The organism is Paenibacillus sp. OK003 (assembly GCF_900109515.1).
In the GTDB taxonomy this organism is placed as follows: Bacteria; Bacillota; Bacilli; order Paenibacillales; family Paenibacillaceae; genus Paenibacillus; species Paenibacillus marchantiae.
On the sequence record NZ_FOBD01000001.1, the window covers coordinates 55,043 to 74,038 of the forward strand.

An 18,996-nucleotide genomic window follows, 5' to 3' on the forward strand; every position below is an offset into this window, starting at 1 on the left:
TGAGCTATGAAACCGCTACCGTATCTGTCTCGTACTGTACTGGACATGGATAAAGGAGGGGCTTATTTTGAGCAGAAAAGCAAAGACGGGTGTATGGGTAACAGTACTCGTTATACTAGGCATCATTGTGGGATGCTTCATCTGGTATTTTAATACGGCTTCAGGTGAACGTGCGCTGAAAACGATGCGATCCAACAACTCCGGGGGTCTGGAGCGTGTGGTTAACGTATACAGTAATTCGGGAGAATTGATTCATACGTATGAGGGGAAGATTGATTTGCAAGATACGGAGTATGGAAATAAGGTGCTTTTTGATCTGAATGGCAAACGGATTGTGATCTATAACGCGACAGTGATTAGTGAAGAGAAGTAAATGAGGGGCGGTGTGGAGTTCAGGCAGGAGCATTCCGATGACACTCTTTCGCTCATATGGTAAAATTAAGGTAATGAAGTGGAGAGGTGATGAGAGGCATGTTCATGGAGATGTTGTTGGCCCTGATTGCCATACTCGGAATGGTCGCATTCTATTGCTTAATCGCTTATTTCCTAATTCGTCTTATTTCCAGAAAAGCATTCAAGCGCACGTTAACCAAGTATGAAACAATTGAAATATTGGTATGGGCAGCAATGGTGTTCTTTGCTATTGTGATGATTAAGAATCAGTCATGGAATATGTTGCTGCCTGTAGTTCTCCTTATGGTTTCAATGATTAACCTGCACCGTTCAAATCGGAAATACAGAGAGATGAGCAAAGAGATGAACAAAGAGGGACTTTAATATGATACTGGATAAGTCGACAGACACCTCAGGGTTAACACAGGTTGCCGCACTTTCGGATGAATTGCAGCCTGTGTTTGATAAAGCAGAACGTAAATATCAAGCGTGTGGCATTGAGCTGTTCTTTGTTTTCAGATGTCTGCCTGAAGAATATGAAAGAAAATCGACGGTCAGGTATGCGAAGAAGGACAATACGATTTACTTTGATATGACGGCCAGTGAGGATCAGTATAAAACGTTTAGCAAAAGCAGACAGCGTTATGAGTTGAGTCATTATTTCTATGTTTTTCTGAGTGACAAACTGAAGAAGTATAAGATCAAACACTTGGATCATACGGAATTTATGAATGACATGGAAGAATGGCTTAAAGATATTGGATGGTTACAATCCGAATTCGAGGTCAGTATGGATGAATATCGGGAATAAGGTTTTCTGAGGGGAACGGTTTTATAATTGGTCAATGCGGTCATGGTACATAATAATGGATAACAAAAATAGGCCCTCTTTCGAGGGCCTATTTTTCATGGGAGAGGAGAAACCGGACGAAGAGCTTATGGGGAAACGTAAGTCTTCTCCGCGGTTGTCTACGACACTTGTGATGTCGATAATTATATAATGGCCGGAAAGTTTCCTTTTTATACATTTGCGTCAACAATTCGTCAACAATATTTCGGCGAGAAAGAAGACGGACTATTTTTCAAACTGAACCCGATTGTGGTACGATAGCTTTATCAATAAACTTACATAGAGAGAAAAGGTGACTCATCAGTGAGAGTGGTATCTGGGAGTGCGAAAGGCAGACCGCTGAAGGCTGTTCCTGGCACAGGGACGCGGCCAACCACCGACAAGGTGAAGGAAGCGTTGTTTAGTATGATTGGCCCGTATTTTGAGGGCGGCACAGCATTGGATCTGTTTGCAGGCAGTGGAGGTCTCGGTATTGAGGCGCTGAGCCGCGGCATGGACAAGGCTGTTTTTGTTGACTTGGAATCGAAAAGTATTGAAGTGATCCGTGCAAATCTGAAAGCAACCAAGCTGGAAGATCAGGCGGCCATATACCGGAATGATGCCAGTCGTGCATTGAAGGCGCTCGCCAAGCGAAGCACACAATTTGATCTCGTATTTCTTGATCCACCCTACCGTATGAAAAATGGGGACGAGTTAATGCTTACGATGCACGAACTGGATCTGCTTGAACCGGAAGCGACCATTGTGCTTGAATATGAATCCAAATATCATTACCCTGAGCAATTCGGCCCGTTTGAACAAACGCGCAAGGCATTGTATGGGGAGACCGCTGTATCCATCTATTATTATGCACCTGCTGCAACAACAGAAGATGGAGAACCTAGCGCAGCGGAAGAGGAGGCTCCTCATGAGTGAAATGATACATCGTCAGGAACGAATTGCCGTATATCCAGGCAGTTTTGATCCCGTAACTATGGGCCATCTGGACATTATTGCCCGGGCGTCGAAGCAGTTCGATCGCGTCATCGTGGCTGTGTTGAATAATATGAGCAAAAATCCATTATTTACGGTGGAAGAACGCAAGAGTCTTATTACGGAAGTCACGAGTCATCTGCCTAATGTGGAGGTGGATAGCTTCCGTGATCTGACGGCAAATTATGTACGGCAAAAAGATGCTCAGGTCATTGTCCGAGGTATCCGCTCGGTGACGGATTTTGAATATGAGCTTCAGCTGGCTTCGACGAACAGCAAGTTAAATCCGGATGCGGAGACCATTTTTATGATGACCAATCCGAAGTATTCTTATCTGAGCTCCAGCATCGTCAAGGAAATTGCCCACTACCACGGAGATGTCACCGATCTGGTCTCACCTGAAGTGGAAGCTGCGCTGCGTCAGAAAATTAGCGAGAAAACCGGCGGTTAAACCAGAAGGTCAGCCCGGACAGGCAGATCATGACGGTGAGCAGCAATGCCAGACCGATACAGGCAGCAGGGAAACCAATCCAGACGGCATTGATGATGTCGGAGGTGTTCATGCCTACCAGGGATTGCTTCGTTAGGAAAGGTGTCAAACCATTCCCCGGATTGTTCTGAAACGTGGCCCAGACTTCAGAACTGTAACGGCTGAATGGCAGCCACAGCATCAAGCTGATGAAAAATGCAACCAATGCATGAAGCAGGCGGATTCCGGCAAAATACAACATGGACGTTGTGGCAAGTCCCGCAGCTTTCAGCACGGCGGAGACTTGCAGATGAGAGCACAGACCTCCCCAGCCGAGGATGGCCGCAAGCAAAGACATTAGCAGAACGGGTGTCAGTGGGCTCTGACTCAGGTGATAAGTTCCGAGATGCAGTTCCAGCAGTGAGGGCCAAAAAGCAACTGAAGTACCGGGGGTGATATAGAGAGTGAGCAGCCGAACAAACACGGCAAACACAATCATATATCCTCCGGTCATCATTAAAGTTTGTACAGCTTGGGAGACCGTGTCACCAAGCAATTTGCCGAACCCGCGTCCGTCACGTTCCTGGGCTTCGCGGGCTGCAAGCATCATTTGCGACCATAGGCTCCGTCGTTTGGACGAAGAAGGGTTTGCGGTTGATTGTTTTTCTCCTTTTGATTCCTTGGGTAGGAGTCGTACTCCGATCATGGTGGCCATCCAGCCACTAACCCAATGAACGATCAGAAGGAAATATCCGGCCACAGGCTGGTGAAGAAAAGCTGCACCAATGACAAGTATAATCATCAAAGGATTGGCGAAATGAGCTGCTGCTGCGACAATACCCGCCTGTTTGGCGGTAATTTGTTGATCCTGCACTAAGCGGGAGGCGGTATCAGCTCCAGCAGGAAAGCCGCCGCACATGCCGACAGCAATAGCCAGTCCGGCTTTGCCCGGCAGACGGAACCAGCGCTGCATCAATGGCCCAAGTAAGACGCCAAGCGCGTGGGTAAAGCCGAACGCAGTCAGCATTTGGGATAACATCAGGAATGGAAGCATGGCCGGAAAGATGATTTTCCACCAAATGTCCAAACCTTGAATAGAGGCATCGAATGCATCTTTTGGAGATACAACTACTGCAATTACCAGCAATAAAGCGCCGGTACTCATAAGTACCGTTCGTAACGGTCCAGAGCCCGTAACTTCGCTCTGCATTGTCATTGTTTCACCTCATATGGATCGTGCCGCATACACTCGGCCAGGATTAGTTGTGGACGGCCGAATGACGTCCGTGGACGCTTCGGCCTTGACCGGGTAAGCTACTGTAAACAGCGGCCTATCCGGCCTGTACCATTGTATGCAAAAGCATGAGAGTGTTAGACTTATAATTATTGAAAGATACGCAAAGAACGGGGGCTCATGCAATGAATCGGATTCGGAAATCTGGCGGATTCAGAGCTTCGATCTTTGTGATCGTGGTGGCTCTAGTCGTCTATGTTGCGGTATATATGCCAACGCCATATATCATTTATATGCCTGGCAGTGCCGACGAAGTAAAACCCATGGTTACCGTGAAAGAGGGGGATAAGGAAGAACGCGGTGTGTTTATGATGACGACAGTGTCGGCAACATACGCCAATGTGTTTTTACTAGGAACCTCCTTGTTTAATCGAAATGCCCAAGTGGATAAAAAAGAAGATCGGCTGCGTGGCAAAAGCGAAGCGGAATATTCTGCCGAACAGGTCTGGTTCATGAGTGATTCACAATCCTCGGCCATGGAGGCAGCTTATGAGCACGCGGGAGTGAAATACTCCATTGTTCCTGAGCATATTTTTGTATTTGGGCTGTCCGAAGATCCAAAGCCTAAGGGAGATATTGAGCCCGGAGATATTATTTTGGGTGTGGACGGAACGGCAACTCCAGACAATACGGTGCTGTCTGAGCAGTTAAAGAACAAAAAGGTCGGAGATACGGTTGAGATGCAATTGGAGCGAGGCGGAGAGACCATCAGCCGCGACGTTCAATTGATTGAAGTGAAAGACAGTAAAACCGGTGAAGGTCGCCCGGCATTGGGTGTCATGATCGGAGCGGTTCAGAAGGTGAAAGCAGAAGACCCGGATAAACAGATATCCTTCACGGATACTCAGGTAGGTGGTCCATCTGCCGGACTGATGTTCACCCTGGAGATTTACAATCAGTTGACCCCTGGAGATTTGACGAAAGGTCACCGGATTGCTGGCACTGGCACCATTAACAAAGAAGGTGTAGTTGGCGCAATTGGTGGAGTTGTGCACAAAATTGTTGCGGCGGACCGGAAAGAAGCAGAATTTTTCTTTGTACCGAAGGACAATTATAAAGAAGCCGAAGCCAAGGCTGAACAGATCGGCACCAAAATGAAACTCATTCCTGTCAGCACGGTGGATGATGCGCTGGCTTATCTGAAAACCTTGTCTGTTAAATCCTAAAACAATTATTATTAGTCAGCAGTATGCCTTGAATAAAGAATGGTAGGATAATTTCAAATCCCCCTATTGCAACGATGCCGAATCGGTTGCAATAGGGGGATTTTGTTTGAGTAATCGATATTAAATAACGGATTATTAAAGGGAGTCTGATCTAGCTTATACCAATAGTTCAGGATTGCATCAATCCCGGTACAAGCTTGGGCACCCGGCAAAAAAACGTATGAGTTGATCCCATTGAGTAGTGTTGAGGACTTCAAAATCGTTTATGTTGAGCCAGCTATGGAAAGGACTGAACGTAGAGTTAGAGTCTCACAGGTGGTTCAAAGTAGTCACTGTACATCATACGTGTATTGGTGTGTTCGCAGGCGAGGGCATATGCTGCCTGAGCTTGTACATCCAGCTCCAACTGGTTATGGACAAAGGTTGATGGTTTCAGCAGAACGGGCAGGGAAGCCGTCTTTTTCATCTGTTTCAAGAGGCCCTGTCCTTGTGCATTAAACCCAAGCACTCGAAGATATGCTGGCCCTTCAGCCAGCTTCTTGGGCGAACATTCGGCCTTGGTATGATTGAGCAGGATATGGGCCAGCATGCGCTGCAGCTTTGTGCGGGTGTAGCGTTTCGTCTTGAGTGCGTTCAGCAACGCCTCGACTGAAGGCTCCGGGAGCTGAGCGAGCGTACGGCTCAACCGGTGTTCGAGTCCTTCCGTGACCTCGGCAATCTGCTCCAGCTCGTGGGCACGGCGTGTGGCCGCGATGTGCAGCAGCGGCTGTGCAAAGCGCTCCCAGTGCACGGGAGCGCGCCCTTCCTGCCATTCGCGTCGCAGAATGGCAAGGGTTGCCGCCGGCACGTATGGCGCGGCGGCTTCGGGCCCGTCCGCCATCAGCAGGCGGCGGACGGCGGTTGCACTGGCGATCGCCCCCGGTCCGGGCGTCGCCTCATGATACGCGGCACCGGTACGCGCCGCCGTAAAGGGCTTGATCGCGCTGCTCAGCCGTTGCAGCGCGATCAGGTAGTGCAGCCCAAGCGAATTGTTGGGCTGCCCCAGCAGTGCAGCGGCGTCGTCCGCATCGACGCCGCCAGGCGCCAGCGCTGCCGCCGCACCTGCGTACGCGGCGGGATAGCTGGCGCCTTCCCGCAGGCGGCGCGCGATATCCTCGCGCAGCCCTGCGGGCTCCACAGCCAGCACGCGCGCAATGCGCTGCAGGCTGTCCAGGTCGCCGGACTCGCTGCCAAAGCAGAGCGAGTCCACCACGCCTGTGCGGTGCAGCAGGGACACCGCACCAAAGGCGAACCACTCAGCCGGTTGTACAGCATACGCAACCGGCAGTTCAATCACCAGATCGGCGCCAGCATGCAGCGCCATCTCCGTGCGCGCCCTTTTGCCCACGATGGCGGGTTCGCCGCGCTGGAGGAAAGGGCCGCTCATCACAGCCACAACAACGTCTGCTCCACTGAGCCGTCTGGCTTCACTCAGATGGTAGACATGTCCGTTATGTAAAGGGTTATATTCAACAATGACGCCAACGGCTTTCATATGAGAACGCGCTCCTTTCGGTAAATATTCAATTGGGGACAAATCGTTCGCTTCCTAGCCCGATAATATACGAGCTCATCTTGTTCCATAATAGGACATGGATATACCTTTGTTCAAATCCTATCGCAGTGTATACAACGAAAAAGAAAAGAATCCTTCTCGTCGATATAGCCCGAACCCACCCTCAAAATGCATGACTTGTAGTTTAACTCACAGTAAGCCTATAATGGTTCAGAGATCGAATGCGGATTAGGCTCGTCATTTTCAAAAAGGGTGTAAAGTTAAAAGTGTTGACAAACGTCTTGAAAAATCGGTATAATGATTTTTGTTTGTTAAGTCAATTTCATAATACTTTTAACGATGAATCGTCAGAATACATACAGTCAGGAATATGATGTGTTGCAAGAGTCAGGCTTGACCTGTATAACTGTCGTAAGGCGTTTAACTTACATTATGAGATTGGTTTCGTTTGGAGTGATGGGAAATGTTAATGCCATTTCGCAAAGTGGCTACCAGTGACCGACCCCTGCAGTTCAATGAACAGTGGGATATCAAGGAACTGGTTTCTAACCGACAGGATATCACAGCCGTTACCCCGCTGACTGCGGATTTATCTGCAGAATACAGAGAGGGCGACGTTGTGGATGTTCATGGCAAACTGACAGCAGGAGTGGACATGTTATGCTCCCGATGTCTTAAGCCGATTAATGAACATTTTCATATTGATTTTCATGAGCAATTCAAGCAGGGGAAACAGCCAGAGGAATTGCCCGAAGACGACGATACTTTCTACGTGGATGGAGAGAGCGTTGATTTGAAAGGTTATGCCGAGGAAGCTTTTCTGCTGGATCTTCCGTTTATACCGCTATGCAGCGATACATGCAAAGGGTTATGCCCCAAGTGTGGCCATGAGCTGAACGAAGGTGACTGCGGTTGTGATAACCAAGTTATCGATCCGCGGCTTGCAGGGCTCAAGGATTTTTTTAAATGAGCATGAGTGAAAATCGAACATTGTAACAACTACCTGCAAAGGTTGATTTTGATAAGGAGGTGGGAATAATGGCAGTACCTCAACGGAGAACGTCCAAGACGCGTCGCGACAAACGTCGCACTCACTTTAAATTGGCTGTACCGGGCATGGTGAAATGTGAACAATGTGGCGAACTTAAACTTAGTCACCACGTGTGCAAAGTGTGCGGAACGTACAAAGCAAGAGAGATCATCTCTCAATAATAGCTAGACATCAAGTAGCACTTCATTTCGATGAGGTGCTACTTTTTTTAGATCTACAGCATCGCAAGAATGACTACCTCTATCTGTATTCTATCTTCTTGAATATAGTTCAATATATGTTTTTGATATTTTAGTAAGGCTCGTTACGGGTTGTGTTTGGGGCTGTGAAGCCAGGCTCTGCAAGGCAGGATTGTTTTTGCTCAGCCAGCCTTTCTTTTTGACACGGGATGAGATATACTATAGTTTAGTACCAGGTTCTAAGATTTGACGTTACATAAACATGGACCATGATTCGTGTGAGAACGACCCTGCTGAACAGGGATGCAACTATAGAAGCAATGTGAAAGAATATATTGAACTGACCGGATTAGGCGGTTCCTTAAACGATACAGCGGGGGGTGTCAGGCATCGAACGTGTACCGAAGAGACAGAGGCAGCAGCAGTTAACCAAAATGATCGAAGACAACCCGTTTGTGACGGATCAGGAACTTACACGCCAATTGAAGGTGAGTATTCAGACGATTCGTCTCGACAGACTGGAGCTTGGGATTCCCGAGCTTCGGGAGCGAATGAAACTGATGGCGGAGCGTTCCTATGATCAGGTGCGCTCCTTGCCCCTGCATGAGATTATCGGTGATATTGTGGACTTGCAACTGGACAAGAGCGGGATTTCCTTGTTTGAGATTAAGGAAGAACACGTATTTTCGAGAACGGGCATTGCTCGGGGACACTATGTTTTTGCACAGGCCAACTCGTTGGCTGTAGCCGTTATTAATGACGAGATTGCTTTGACGGCGTCCGCAGACATTCGTTTTGTTCGTTCGGTTCATTTGGCCGAGAAATGTATTGCGAAGGCCTATGTGAGATCGATTCCGGGTCAAAAGGGCAAAGCCAAAGTAGAAGTGTTCACCTATGTAGGTGAAGAAATGGTGTTTCAAGGCAACTTTGTAATCTACCATTCAGGTGGAGAAGACAGCGTAGAAGGAGGTCATTTGGGATGAAAATCGTCATTGATGCCATGGGAGGCGATAACGCACCTGCGGCAACAGTAGAAGGTGCGATCGCCGCGGCTACGGAATGGGCGGATACACAGATCGTCCTGGTCGGCGATGAAGCCAAGCTGGAACCTCTTCTGAGTCAGTCAGGTGCCAAACCTGCTAATCTGACGATTCGGCATGCTTCCGAAGTGATCGGTTCGGATGATGAACCAGTAAAGGCAGTCCGTCGTAAGAAGGATGCCTCCATGGTGGTTGCAGGTCGTATGCTTAAGGAAGGCGAAGCAGACGCCATGATCTCTGCGGGCAATACCGGAGCACTGATGACTGCCGGCTTGCTTGTAGTAGGCCGTATGGAAGGGATTGAGCGCCCGGCGCTTGCGCCCATGATTCCAACGATCGATGATGTGGGTGTACTAGCACTTGATCTCGGTGCGAATATGGATGCCAAACCGGAGCACCTCGCACAGTATGGTCTGATGGGAAGCTTGTATCGGCAAAAAGTTCAGGGAATCGCGTCGCCAAGAGTTGGCCTGCTCAATGTGGGAACGGAGCCGGGTAAGGGGAATGAGTTGACCAAACATGCCTATCCGTTGCTGGAGCAACTTCCGATTCGTTTTGTTGGTAACGTAGAGGCTCGTGACGTTCTTACAGGCGCATGTGATGTGCTTGTATGTGATGGATTTGCCGGAAATATATTGCTGAAATCGCTCGAAGGCACAGCAGGTGCCATTTTCGCTCTGCTTAAGGAACAATTCTCATCATCGCTCAAAAGCAAACTGGCTGCTGCTGTGCTTATGCCTGAGCTGCGCGGTTTGAAACGGAAACTGGATTATACCGAGCATGGTGGTGCACCACTCCTCGGTTTGAGCAGACTTGTGGTGAAAAGTCATGGATCGGCTGATGGCAATGCCATCAAAAATGCTGTGCGCCAAGCACGGATTGCAGTACAGAACCAATTGGTGGAGAGCATATCTAAGGAAATTAGCGGGAAGTGAGTGATGACATGAATAATTTGCGCCCGGTAGGGGTTATCGGTACAGGTAAATATGTACCTGAGAAAATTTTGACAAACAGCGATTTGGAGAAAATGGTCGATACGAATGATGAGTGGATCGTCAGTCGTACAGGAATCAAGGAGCGTCACATCGCTGCACCAGATCAGGCGACTTCGGATCTGGCATACGAGGCAGCTATCAAAGCACTTGAGTCTGCTGGCATGACTGGCAGTGATCTGGATCTGATTATTGTGGCAACTATTACACCGGATTCTTCATTCCCTTCTACTGCTTGCATTTTGCAAGATAAGCTGGGTGCCAAGTGCGCTGCGGCATTTGACTTGTCTGCTGCCTGCTCCGGATTTGTATACGGTCTGGCAACAGCAACGAGCTTCATCCAAAGCGGCATGTATAACAATGCACTTGTGATTGGTGCAGATTGCTTGTCTCGCATTACTGACTATACCGACCGTAATACCTGTGTGCTGTTTGGCGATGGCGCAGGTGCGGTTATCGTTGGTGAAGTGCCGGAAGGCCGTGGATTTAAATCATTCGATCTCGGAGCTGAAGGTGCGGGCGGAAGCCTGCTGCAAATGGAGGGCGGAGGTTCCCGTCTGCCTGCATCCGTAGAAACGGTTGAGAACAAAAAACATTACATTTACATGAATGGCCGTGAAGTGTTTAAATTTGCAGTACGGGTGATGGGTACAGCGACAATCGAAGTTCTGCGCAAGGCTGGCCTGGAACGTACGGACGTGGATCTGTTTGTTCCTCACCAAGCCAATATCCGGATTATCCAATCTGCAATGCAGCGGCTTGAGCTTCCTGAAGAGAAAGTTGTAGTCAACGTGGATAAATACGCCAACACATCTGCGGCTTCCATTCCGCTTGCTCTGGTAGAAGCTGCTGAAGAAGGCCGCATGAAAGCCGGAGATACCGTGCTTATGGTTGGTTTCGGCGGCGGATTGACGTGGGGCGCATCGGTACTCGTTTGGTAAACTAGACAGCTGGGAGAGATGAATTGGATGGGTAAAATAGCATTTGTATTTCCCGGACAGGGATCGCAGGCTGTGGGCATGGCCAAGGACGCATATGAGTCTGTGCCTGCGGCAACAGAGATTTTTCGTACAGCTGATGAAACGCTAGGTTTCTCGCTGAGCAATCTTATTTTTGAGGGACCAGAGACCGAGCTGAAACAGACATCGAATACACAACCGGCTCTGTTGACAGCAAGTATTGCCTTGCTTGAGGCTTTTAAAGAAAAAGGAATTCAGCCTGATTATACGGCCGGACACAGTCTGGGTGAATACAGTGCACTGGTCGCTGCGGGCGTTCTTTCGTTCGCAGATGCGGTAAGCATTGTGCGGGCACGCGGTCAATATATGGAACAGGCTGTTCCTGGTGGACAGGGTGCAATGGCTGCGGTATTGGGTGCGGATCGGGAAGCGCTGGGGGTGCTTTGCCGGGACGTATCCGAAAGTGGTCATGCCGTTGAACTTGCCAACATCAACTGCCCGGGACAAATCGTGATTTCCGGTGTGAAGGAAGGGGTAGCTGCTGTCGCTGAACGGGTCAAGGAAGCCGGCGGCAAACGTGCCATCACACTTGAAGTAAGCGGTCCGTTCCATTCTTCCTTAATGAAGGATGCAGCAGAGAAGCTGGCTGAGAAACTGAAAACTGTTTCGTTCTCACCTGGGTCGATCCCTGTAGTCGCGAATGTGACTGCAAGACCTGTTGAAGACGGTAAGGTTCAGGATTTGTTGACAGCTCAGGTCTATTCTCCGGTTTTATGGGAAGACAGTGTGACATGGCTTATTGAGCAAGGTGTGGATACCTTTATAGAGATTGGTTCTGGCAGTGTGTTAACAGGCTTGATTAAAAAAACAGATAAAACCGTTAAAATGTACAATGTGAACAGTCTTGAGACGCTCGAAGCAACGGCAGCTGCACTAATTTGATTAACCATGATTAGATTTGGGGAAAGGAGGAATGATTATGTCTAAACCATTACAAGGCAAAAATGCGCTCGTTACTGGTGCATCCCGTGGTATTGGGCGCAGTATTGCACTCGCTTTGGCTGAGGCTGGCGCCAACGTCGCCGTGAATTATGCGGGCAGTCAGGCTGCAGCTGAGGAAGTAGCGGAAGCGATTCGAGCCAAAGGTGCCCAGGCCATTACGATTCAAGCGAATGTGGGCCAGATGGACGAAGCCGAACAGATGGTCAAAGCTACGATTGAGGCGTGGGGCAACGTTGATATTCTAGTCAACAATGCTGGAATTACCCGTGATAATCTGATCATGCGTATGAAAGAAGAGGAATTTGATCAGGTGATCGAAACCAACCTCAAAGGGGTGTTTAACTGTCTTAAGGCGGTTACACGTCCAATGATGAAGCAACGGTCTGGTAGAATTATCAATATCTCCTCTGTTGTGGGTGTGCTTGGAAATGCTGGACAAGCAAACTATGTTGCTGCCAAGGCAGGGGTCATCGGTTTGACGAAGGCATCTGCTCGTGAGCTTGCCTCCCGTGGCATCACAGTTAACTGCGTTGCACCAGGATTTATTGAGACCGATATGACGAAGGAATTGTCCCAGGAGATCGTGGACAACATGTTGAACGGTATTCCGTTGTCCCGTCTGGGCCAACCGGATGAAATCGCCGGTGTTGTCACGTTCCTGGCTTCAGAAGCTTCATCTTATATGACAGGGCAGACACTGCATGTTGATGGTGGCATGTACATGTAATTCTTCCCGGACTTGAACAATAGTCGGGGAACAGGCGCTGGACGATCCGAAATGCCGGAAAAAGGCCGGGTTCCCCGGCCGGGAGCCGCATATGTCTTCTATGGCATTTTGCCTGCGATTCTCGTATAATACCAAGGAGGAGGTGAACCGGATGTCCGATGTATTGGAGCGTGTAAAACGCATCGTCGTCGACCGCTTGGGCGCAGACGAAGCTGAAGTTACACTTGAAGCATCTTTCAAAGAAGATTTGGGTGCTGATTCTTTGGATGTAGTGGAATTGGTCATGGAATTGGAAGATGAATTCGATTTGGAAATCTCTGATGAAGATGCAGAAAAAATCACGACCGTAGGTGAAGTTGTAAACTACATACAATCTCATACCTAAAGTCAATTCAGTCCCGCACCTGTTTTCGAACAGGCGGGACTTCTCATCATTCATTGGTTTTTCTCATTCCGCAAGCGGCTCTGGTCCAACGGATCTTTGGATCATGCTTGGCTAGACGTCTGCTTGCGGATTTTCCCACAAAATAATTGCGTAATGCAGTCGATATAGAGGTGAGTCGGTTTGAAACAAAGAGTTGTAATTACCGGAATGGGCGTAATGACATCGCTCGGAAAAGATTTGGAAACGTTCTGGGGCAGTTTAATGGCAGGCAAGTCCGGAATCTCTCAGATTGAGGCGTTTGATGTAAGTGAATACACCACTCAAATTGCAGCCGAGATCAAGGATTTCAACCCGGAAGAATACATGGATCGCAAAGATGCACGCAAAATGGACCGTTTTGTTCAGTTCGCTGTAGCAGCTGGCTTCAAAGCCGTTGAAGACAGTGGTCTGAAAATTGACGAGAACATTGATGCAGAGCGTTTTGGTGTATCCATCGGATCGGGTATTGGTGGATTGGGCACTTGGGAGGACCAACATAATGCATTGCTGCAAAAGGGTCCTAAACGCGTAAGCCCATTTTTCATTCCGATGATGATCTCCAACATGGCTTCTGGCCAAATGTCGATCTCTCTCGGGGCGAAAGGTCCTAACATCAACGTGGTAACGGCATGTGCTACAGGAACGCACTCCATTGGAGATTCCTTCAAGCTGATTGCAAACGGTGATGCGGATGCCATGATTTGTGGCGGTGCGGAAGCAACCATTAGACCAACCGGTCTGGCCGGGTTCTGCGCGATGCGTGCCATGTCTACACGTAATGATGATCCGGCGAAGTCGAGCCGTCCTTTTGATACAGAACGTGACGGGTTTGTTATGGGTGAGGGCGCGGGAGTTCTGATCCTTGAATCCCTTGAACATGCTCAAAAACGTGGTGCTCGTATTTATGGCGAAATAATTGGTTACGGTCTCACTGGCGATGCACATCACATGACGGAGCCTGATCCGGACGGAGCAGCTCGTTGCATGAAGATGGCTCTGCGTAATGCGGGTATCGAACCAGAAGAAGTGGACTATATCAATGCACATGGTACATCAACACCTGTAGGTGACAGATCCGAAACGCTTGCGATCAAAAAAGCGTTTGGCGATCATGCGTACAAGCTTGCAGTGAGTTCAACCAAATCGATGACAGGTCATATGCTTGGTGCTGCTGGTGGCGTGGAAGCCGTAATCTGCGGATTGTCGCTGACACATCAGACGCTTGCTCCAACAATCAACCTGGAAAATCAGGACCCGGAATGTGATCTGGACTATGTTCCAAACGTTCCACGTCAAACTAAAGTCAACATTGCCATGTCCAATTCATTTGGGTTCGGCGGTCACAATGCCACCATTATTCTCAAAAAATTTGAAGCATAAGGGGCTAGTTCGTTTGAGTGAAGATCTGAAGCAGTTACAACACAAACTTCAAATCAAATTTGACAACAGGCAGCTTTTAAAACAAGCGTTTACCCATGCTTCTTATGTAAACGAACACCGGTTCAGTCAGCATCAGGATAACGAGCGTCTGGAGTTTCTAGGCGATGCGGTACTGGAACTGACTGTGTCGGAATACTTGTATCACTTGTTTCCTAACCGGCCGGAAGGTGAATTAACTAAGCTGCGGGCATCCATTGTCTGCGAGCCTTCCCTCGTCAAATTTGCTGAAGCGTTGGGTTTTGGGCAGTATGTACTTCTTGGTAAAGGTGAGGAACTGACGGGAGGACGAACTAGACCGGCTTTGTTAGCGGATGTGTTTGAATCTTTCATCGGTGCATTATATCTGGATCAGGGATTGGCGCCTGTCCGGACATTTCTGGATCAGCATGTATTTCCGTTAATTGTTCTGGGCAGCAAGCTGCAAATGAGCGATTACAAAACGGAATTGCAGGAACTCACTCAGCATCACAATATGGGAGCGCTGGAATACCGTATTGTTGAGGAACGGGGCCCTGCCCATGAACGGGAGTTTGTCTCCGAGGTCCATATGGGTCAAGAACGGCTTGGCAGAGGTACAGGACGTTCCAAAAAGGAAGCCGAACAGCAGGCTGCATCTGCAGCACTGGATCGACTGAAGCTTCCGGAAGCCTGAGCTTTACCGTAAGCGCATAGACAAACGAAGAGCAAAGAGCAGCCCGCGGGTCCGCCTGGCGGAATTTATCGGCCGGACTGCTTTTTGCTCTTTTTTTTGTAAGGAGGATCAGGATTTTCTTTTCCTGTTCGATAACTAGGCGCTGAATGCAACATTTGAAATTTGCAAGAGGAGGTGACGGGAAACCCTATGTTTTTGAAACGGATTGAACTGGGTGGATTCAAGTCATTCGCCGACAAAACGGAAATGGAATTCGTTCGTGGCATAACCGCTGTTGTGGGCCCGAACGGAAGTGGAAAAAGTAACATTTCAGACGGCATACGCTGGGTTCTTGGGGAACAAAGCGCCAAATCACTGCGTGGTGGCAAGATGGAAGATATCATTTTTGCCGGCAGTGATGCACGGAAGGCTGTTAATTATGGTGAAGTTTCGTTGACGCTGGATAACGAAGATCATGCGCTTGCTTTGGATTTTGGTGAAGTGACGGTAACGCGTCGTGTACATCGCAGCGGAGACAGTGAATATTTTATCAACAAACAGTCGTGTCGGTTGAAGGATATTACCGAATTGTTTATGGATACCGGGATCGGCAAGGAAGCTTACTCGATTATTGGACAGGGACGAATTGAAGAGATTCTGAGTACCCGTTCAGAGGATCGCAGGGGGATCTTTGAAGAGGCATCAGGTATTGTTAAATATAAATCTCGCAAACGGGATGCTACTCGCAAACTGGATGAGACGGAACAGAATTTATTGCGTATTCATGACCTTGTCACCGAGTTGGAAGACCAGATTGGTCCGTTAAAGGAACAATCGGAGAAAGCAATCCACTACAAGGAATTACGGGGGCAGCTGAAATCACAGGAAATCTCCATGTATGTGTATCAGATCGAACAAATTCACGCTTCCTGGAGCAAAGCAAACCAACGACTTGAATCATTGAAGCAGGAAGAAGTCGGATTGGCGGCTATTGTATCTACTCATGATGCCAAGCTGGAAAGTGACCGAAATGCACTGCGTACGCTGGAAACGGAGACGGAACAGCTGCAATCGGCCTTATTGCAATTCAGTGAAGCAACGGAGAAAAGTGAAGGTCTCGGGGAACTGCTCAAGGAGCGTTCGCGTCATCTGCAGACGAACCAGGAACAGCTTAAAGTAACGCTTGCAGCGAGTGAAGAGAGACATCGAGAGCGTGAAGCCGAGTTACTTGCATTACGCGAGAAGTTTACCAAGCTTGAACTGGAACTGAGTGACGTGAGAAACCGCCTGTCCGAAGAAGAGGCCAAACTCATCGGTGTCACTGGCGGCATTAGCCAACAGCAGGAGGAAAGCCTTAAGGGCAACTTGCTGGAACTGATGAATCAGATGGCTCAGACACGAAACGAAATTCGTTACGCGGACCAACAGAAAGAAACGCTGGAACGGCGAATGAATCGCGCGACTGAGGAATCCGGCAAGTGGGAAGGCCAGAAGGAAACGCTGGAAGCCCGCAAAACGGAGATTGAGAAAAAAGTTGTTCGTTTGGGCAAGGAAATCAGTGATCTGCGCAGTGGTTATATTACGGAAAGTGAACGTCTCCAATCGTTGCAGAAGCTGCTCGAAGAAAGCAGGGGAACGGTCCGTAAGTGGGAGCAGAAGCGTGAAGCCCAGGTCTCCCGTCGCGATACAATGAAAGAAATGCAGGATGATTTTGACGGTTTCATGCTGGGTGTTAAAGAAGTGCTTAAGGCATCACGCAAAGGTACACTGAACGGGGTTCATGGAGCCGTTGCAGAGCTCGTTAAAGTGCCTGAGAAGATCGAGCTTGCGGTAGAGACAGCGATGGGCGCTTCCCTGCAGCATGTTGTCATGGAGAATGAGTCGGTTTCCAGACAGGCAATTGCTTTTCTGAAACAACGTCAATTGGGCAGAGCTACCTTCCTCCCGCTGGATGTTATTCGTGCACGTACCATTGGTGCGGGTGAACGCTCGATGATCGAAGGCATGGATGGTTTTGTGGGAATTGGTGCGGATCTCGTACAATATGAAGAACGTTATGCTGCGATCATTGGAAGCCTGCTCGGGAATGTCATTATTGCGGAGAAGCTGGAGGATGCCAATAAGATCGCGGCTCGCTGCCAATATCGTTTCCGGGTCGTAACCCTGGAAGGCGATGTGGTTAACGCAGGTGGTTCGATGACTGGTGGTAGCCAGCACAAGAAAAATGGTAGTCTGCTCAGCCGCAAACGGCAGCTGGACCAGCTGGACCAGGATATTTTGGATACCGAAAATCAGATCGTAAAACTTCATCGCAGTGTGGATGATGTAAAAACTCAACTGGAGCAGTGCCAAGACAAGCTGGACGAGCTGCGTCAGTCTGGAGATGACACCCGGAATGCTGAACAGCAGGCTTCAATGGAAATGAAGCAGGTTGAGCATGAGCTGCGTCACGTACTGGAACAGGTTGCTGTAGCCGGTCAGGAAAAGAGCGGGTTTACTGAAGAAATCAAAGAGATGGATACAGCCCGCGATGTCGCTGTGAAGAAGCTGGAGCAGCTTGAGGAAGAAGAGAAGGCAACTCATAGGGCCATTCATGCCGCAGAGTTTGCGCGTAAAGCGAATGAATCGGCGAAGGAGGAATTGCAGACCCAACTCACTGATCTGAAAGTCCGAGAGGGGAAACTGGATCAGGAACGATTCTCCAACGAGGAGCAATTACGGCGTCTGGAGCGCGAAGTGGATTCACTGGTGAAGGATCTTCGTCAAAACCGCACGTTGCTGGCCTCTATGGAAGCCGATCTGAAGAAAACAGAGACTGAGAGTGTTAAACAGATTGAAGATCTTAACCAATACAAGCTGAAAAAAGCGGAATCCGCACAGGAGCTGGACTTCAAGCGTGCTGCCCGAAGCGAGCTGTCGAAGAAGCTTGAGCTTGCCGAGAGTGAAACGAAGGAACAACGCACACAGCTGAAAGCTGTGGAGGAACAGATGCGACAAACGGAAATTTCCGTGAACAGACTTGATGTTGAGTTGGAAAATATTTTGCGCAAACTGATGGATGAATATGAGCTCGGCTATGAACTTGCCAAAGAGCGTTATCCCGTACCTGAAGATGTGGAGAGCACACAAGCTGAGGTGCAGAAACTGAAGCGCAGCATTGCAGCTCTTGGCGACGTCAATCTGGGAGCCATCGAGGAATTCCAGCGGGTTAACGAACGGTATGAGTTCCTCAGCACGCAGAAGAATGACCTGGTTGAAGCCAAAACAACGTTGTATCAGGTTATTCGAGAGATGGAAGACGAGATGGCCAAACGATTCAAGGCAACATTTGATGCGATTCGCCGGGAGTTTGGCGCTGTCTTCACCAAGCTGTTTGGCGGCGGGCGCGCGGATCTTGTATTGATGGACCCCGAGCGTTTGCTTGATACGGGTATTGATATCGTCGCCCAGCCACCAGGCAAAAAGCTGCAAAACCTGCAGCTATTATCCGGTGGGGAACGAGCGTTGACCGCGATGGCACTCTTATTCGCTATTCTGCATGTTAAGCCGGTACCGTTCTGCGTACTGGATGAAGTGGAAGCGGCACTGGATGAAGCCAACGTGGTGCGTTTTGCCCAGTATTTGCGTGAGTTCTCGGAACAAACACAATTCATCGTTGTTACACATCGCAAAGGCACAATGGAAGAAGCGGATGTGCTGTATGGTGTCACGATGGAAGAGGGCGGAGTATCCAAGCTCGTTTCGGTTAAACTGGAAGATGAGGAAGCTGTCATTGCCTAATCTTTGAGTTGGTTGTCACGCATGAACTCATCTAATATCATTTAAACTAAGAAATGTACACGATGGAGGGGC

At 48.9% G+C, this 18,996-nt stretch carries 19 protein-coding genes; 17 read left to right on the forward strand and 2 right to left on the reverse strand.

Annotated elements, in window-relative coordinates; genetic code table 11:
* Positions 1 to 67 precede the first annotated feature (67 nt).
* From BMW94_RS00205 to coaD, 5 genes are all read left to right on the forward strand, one after another.
* Positions 68 to 373, forward strand: coding sequence for a hypothetical protein (locus BMW94_RS00205; protein ID WP_090993426.1), 306 nt, complete (start codon positions 68 to 70; stop codon positions 371 to 373).
* A gap of 104 nt (positions 374 to 477) precedes the next feature.
* Complete coding sequence (locus tag BMW94_RS00210) at positions 478 to 777, forward strand: hypothetical protein (RefSeq protein WP_139209279.1); 300 nt, start codon at positions 478 to 480, stop codon at positions 775 to 777.
* Between the two features lies 1 nt (position 778).
* On the forward strand, positions 779 to 1,204 hold the full coding sequence (locus BMW94_RS00215; RefSeq protein WP_090993428.1) for a hypothetical protein: 426 nt from the start codon (positions 779 to 781) through the stop codon (positions 1,202 to 1,204).
* A 342-nt stretch (positions 1,205 to 1,546) separates the two neighbouring features.
* Positions 1,547 to 2,158, forward strand: coding sequence for a 16S rRNA (guanine(966)-N(2))-methyltransferase RsmD (rsmD, locus tag BMW94_RS00220; RefSeq protein ID WP_090993430.1), 612 nt, complete (start codon positions 1,547 to 1,549; stop codon positions 2,156 to 2,158).
* Between the two features lies 1 nt (position 2,159).
* Positions 2,160 to 2,666 (forward strand): pantetheine-phosphate adenylyltransferase, encoded by a 507-nt coding sequence (coaD, locus tag BMW94_RS00225; protein ID WP_090807427.1) that lies wholly within the window; start codon positions 2,160 to 2,162, stop codon positions 2,664 to 2,666.
* Here the strand turns inward: coaD and BMW94_RS00230 are convergent.
* Positions 2,644 to 3,900: a nucleoside recognition domain-containing protein gene (locus BMW94_RS00230; protein ID WP_090993432.1), complete on the reverse strand. Its 1,257-nt coding sequence runs from the start codon at positions 3,898 to 3,900 to the stop codon at positions 2,644 to 2,646. The genes coaD and BMW94_RS00230 overlap by 23 nt on opposite strands.
* Before the next feature lie 203 nt (positions 3,901 to 4,103).
* Here BMW94_RS00230 and BMW94_RS00235 point away from each other — a divergent pair, with 203 nt between their 5' ends.
* Positions 4,104 to 5,144: a SepM family pheromone-processing serine protease gene (locus BMW94_RS00235; protein WP_090993434.1), complete on the forward strand. Its 1,041-nt coding sequence runs from the start codon at positions 4,104 to 4,106 to the stop codon at positions 5,142 to 5,144.
* Between the two features lie 301 nt (positions 5,145 to 5,445).
* On the opposite strand, the gene BMW94_RS00240 is transcribed toward BMW94_RS00235, so the two are convergent.
* Complete coding sequence (locus BMW94_RS00240; protein ID WP_090993436.1) at positions 5,446 to 6,678, reverse strand: nucleotidyltransferase; 1,233 nt, start codon at positions 6,676 to 6,678, stop codon at positions 5,446 to 5,448.
* A 484-nt stretch (positions 6,679 to 7,162) separates the two neighbouring features.
* Here BMW94_RS00240 and BMW94_RS00245 point away from each other — a divergent pair, with 484 nt between their 5' ends.
* From BMW94_RS00245 to smc, 11 genes are all read left to right on the forward strand, one after another.
* Positions 7,163 to 7,669 (forward strand): YceD family protein, encoded by a 507-nt coding sequence (locus BMW94_RS00245; protein ID WP_024630170.1) that lies wholly within the window; start codon positions 7,163 to 7,165, stop codon positions 7,667 to 7,669.
* A 68-nt stretch (positions 7,670 to 7,737) separates the two neighbouring features.
* The gene (rpmF, locus tag BMW94_RS00250) at positions 7,738 to 7,911 is read left to right on the forward strand and encodes a 50S ribosomal protein L32 (RefSeq protein ID WP_017689233.1); all 174 of its coding nucleotides are present in this window, start codon (positions 7,738 to 7,740) and stop codon (positions 7,909 to 7,911) included.
* 452 nt (positions 7,912 to 8,363) lie between these two features.
* A complete protein-coding gene (gene fapR / locus BMW94_RS00255) occupies positions 8,364 to 8,912 on the forward strand; it encodes a transcription factor FapR (RefSeq protein ID WP_063564670.1) in 549 nt (182 codons plus the stop codon).
* Positions 8,909 to 9,904, forward strand: a complete 996-nt coding sequence (gene plsX, locus BMW94_RS00260) for a phosphate acyltransferase PlsX (RefSeq protein ID WP_064639094.1) — start codon at positions 8,909 to 8,911, stop codon at positions 9,902 to 9,904. The genes fapR and plsX overlap by 4 nt, the downstream gene beginning before the upstream one ends.
* Before the next feature lie 8 nt (positions 9,905 to 9,912).
* Positions 9,913 to 10,902: a beta-ketoacyl-ACP synthase III gene (locus tag BMW94_RS00265; protein WP_090994204.1), complete on the forward strand. Its 990-nt coding sequence runs from the start codon at positions 9,913 to 9,915 to the stop codon at positions 10,900 to 10,902.
* A gap of 27 nt (positions 10,903 to 10,929) precedes the next feature.
* A complete protein-coding gene (gene fabD / locus BMW94_RS00270) occupies positions 10,930 to 11,862 on the forward strand; it encodes an ACP S-malonyltransferase (RefSeq protein ID WP_090993438.1) in 933 nt (310 codons plus the stop codon).
* Positions 11,863 to 11,899: 37 nt separating this feature from the next.
* Positions 11,900 to 12,649, forward strand: a complete 750-nt coding sequence (gene fabG / locus BMW94_RS00275; RefSeq protein ID WP_053783767.1) for a 3-oxoacyl-[acyl-carrier-protein] reductase — start codon at positions 11,900 to 11,902, stop codon at positions 12,647 to 12,649.
* 151 nt (positions 12,650 to 12,800) lie between these two features.
* Positions 12,801 to 13,034, forward strand: coding sequence for an acyl carrier protein (gene acpP / locus BMW94_RS00280; RefSeq protein WP_024630176.1), 234 nt, complete (start codon positions 12,801 to 12,803; stop codon positions 13,032 to 13,034).
* 180 nt (positions 13,035 to 13,214) lie between these two features.
* Positions 13,215 to 14,453, forward strand: coding sequence for a beta-ketoacyl-ACP synthase II (gene fabF, locus BMW94_RS00285; RefSeq protein WP_090993440.1), 1,239 nt, complete (start codon positions 13,215 to 13,217; stop codon positions 14,451 to 14,453).
* Between the two features lie 13 nt (positions 14,454 to 14,466).
* Positions 14,467 to 15,165 carry a ribonuclease III gene (gene rnc / locus BMW94_RS00290; RefSeq protein ID WP_024630178.1) on the forward strand — a complete coding sequence of 233 codons (699 nt, stop codon included), beginning with the start codon at positions 14,467 to 14,469 and terminating at the stop codon, positions 15,163 to 15,165.
* Positions 15,166 to 15,354: 189 nt separating this feature from the next.
* Positions 15,355 to 18,924, forward strand: a complete 3,570-nt coding sequence (smc, locus tag BMW94_RS00295; protein WP_090993442.1) for a chromosome segregation protein SMC — start codon at positions 15,355 to 15,357, stop codon at positions 18,922 to 18,924.
* The last annotated feature ends 72 nt before the right edge of the window (positions 18,925 to 18,996 follow it).